Below are 1,731 nucleotides of genomic sequence, written 5' to 3' on the forward strand. Positions count from 1 at the left end.
TCGCAACATCATCGCCGGGATCGCGCTCGCCGCGACCGCAACCCTCGCCCTCGCCGGATGCGCGACCGGCACGAGCGACGCGGGATCGGGCGAGCCTGCGGCCGGCGACGAGTACGACCTCATCGAGGCGGGCACCCTGACGGTCTGCTCCGACATCCCCTACGCACCGTTCGAGTTCGAGGGCGGCGACAACGGCACGGGCTACACCGGCTTCGACATCGACCTGCTCGACGCGATCGCGAAGGAACTCGACCTCAAGCTCTCGGTGCAGGACGTCGGATTCGACGCGCTGCAGTCGGGTACCACGCTCGCTGCCGGTCAGTGCGACATCGGCGCCTCGGCGATGACGATCACCGACGAGCGCAAGGCCAACATCGACTTCTCCGAGCCGTACTACGACTCGCTGCAGTCGCTGCTGGTGCGCACCGACTCGGGCATCGAGTCCATCGACGACCTCTCGGGCAAGAACGTCGGCGTGCAGCAGGGCACCACGGGTGAGGCGTACGCGACGGAGAACGCCGAGGGCGCGGAACTCGTGCAGTACCCCTCCGACGGTGAGCTCTGGCCCGCCATGCAGGCAGGGCAGATCGACGCGATCCTCCAGGACCAGCCTGTGAACCTCGAGCACGAGAAGGCGGACAGCGCCTACAAGATCGTCGAGGAGTACGAGACCGGTGAGTCCTACGGCTTCGCCTACGCGAAGGGCGAGAAGGATGCGCTGCGCGAGGCGGTCGACGGTGCGCTGAAGGACCTCCGCGACAGCGGCGACTACGACACGATCTACGACACGTACTTCACCGCGAAGTAATCGGCGAGCGACGAAGAGCTGGGAGACCTTGACAATGGCGTTGAGGCGCACCACGAAGAGCAAGCTGTATCGGTACACCGTCTATGTGGTGCTGATCGCGGTCGCCGTCTGGCTGATCGTCAGCACCGACTGGGCGCGCATCGCGCAGCTCTACTTCAACCCCGAGGTCGCGGCGAAGATGCTCCCGGGCATCATCACCACGGCACTCGTCAACACGCTGTGGTTCACCGCCGTCGCGTTCGCCGGCGGCCTGCTGCTCGGCATCGTGCTGGCGCTGCTGAAGCTGTCGAGCATCGGACCCTTCCGGTGGATCGCGACGGCATGGATCGAACTGTTCCGCGGGCTTCCCGCGATCCTCACGATCTTCGCCATCGCCTTCATCCTGCCGATCGGGCTCGGCGTGCCGGGCACGAAGCTCGGCGGGCCGGTCGTGCTCGGCCTGATCGGTCTGATCCTGGTGGCATCGGCCTACATGGCCGAGACGATCCGCGCCGGCATCCAGGCGGTTCCGAAGGGGCAGACGGAAGCCGCGCGGTCGCTCGGCATGTCTCCCATGAAGACGACGTTCTGGATCGTGGTGCCGCAGGGATTCCGCATCATCATCCCGCCGCTGACCAATGAGTTCGTGCTGCTGCTGAAGGACACCTCGCTGCTCTTCGTCGCGGGGTCCTTCATCTGGTCGAAGGAGCTGACGAACTTCGCCCGCGACGCGAGCACGCAGAACGCCAACGGAACACCGCTGATCATGGCGGCGGCGCTGTACCTGATCGTGACGATCCCCCTCACGCGCTTCAGCGCGTACCTGGAACGAAGGATGTCGAGGCAGCGATGATCACCGATCTGATTGACGTCCACGCACCCGCGATCGACCTGCAGGGGCTCGTGAAGAGCTTCGGCGACAACGAGGTGCTCAAGGGCATCGA

At 65.6% G+C, this 1,731-nt stretch carries 2 protein-coding genes; both read left to right on the top strand.

What is annotated here, in order from left to right; translation table 11 throughout:
* Nucleotides 1-808, top strand: an 808-nt coding sequence (locus tag J7E68_RS12210) for a transporter substrate-binding domain-containing protein (protein WP_251048930.1), incomplete at its 5' end; no start/stop codon positions are given.
* Nucleotides 809-842: 34 nt separating this feature from the next.
* Entirely contained in the window at nt 843-1,640 is a 798-nt protein-coding gene (locus tag J7E68_RS12215; RefSeq protein ID WP_215172938.1) for an amino acid ABC transporter permease, read from the top strand.
* The last annotated feature ends 91 nt before the right edge of the window (nt 1,641-1,731 follow it).

This window comes from Microbacterium sp. ISL-103 (assembly GCF_018613995.1).
Lineage (GTDB): Bacteria > Actinomycetota > Actinomycetes > Actinomycetales > Microbacteriaceae > Microbacterium.

What these genes read in the sequence shown, in the direction of transcription:
- J7E68_RS12215 (WP_215172938.1), top strand. Translation starts at nt 843, where the DNA reads ATGGCGTTGAGGCGCACCACGAAGAGCAAGCTGTATCGGTACACCGTC.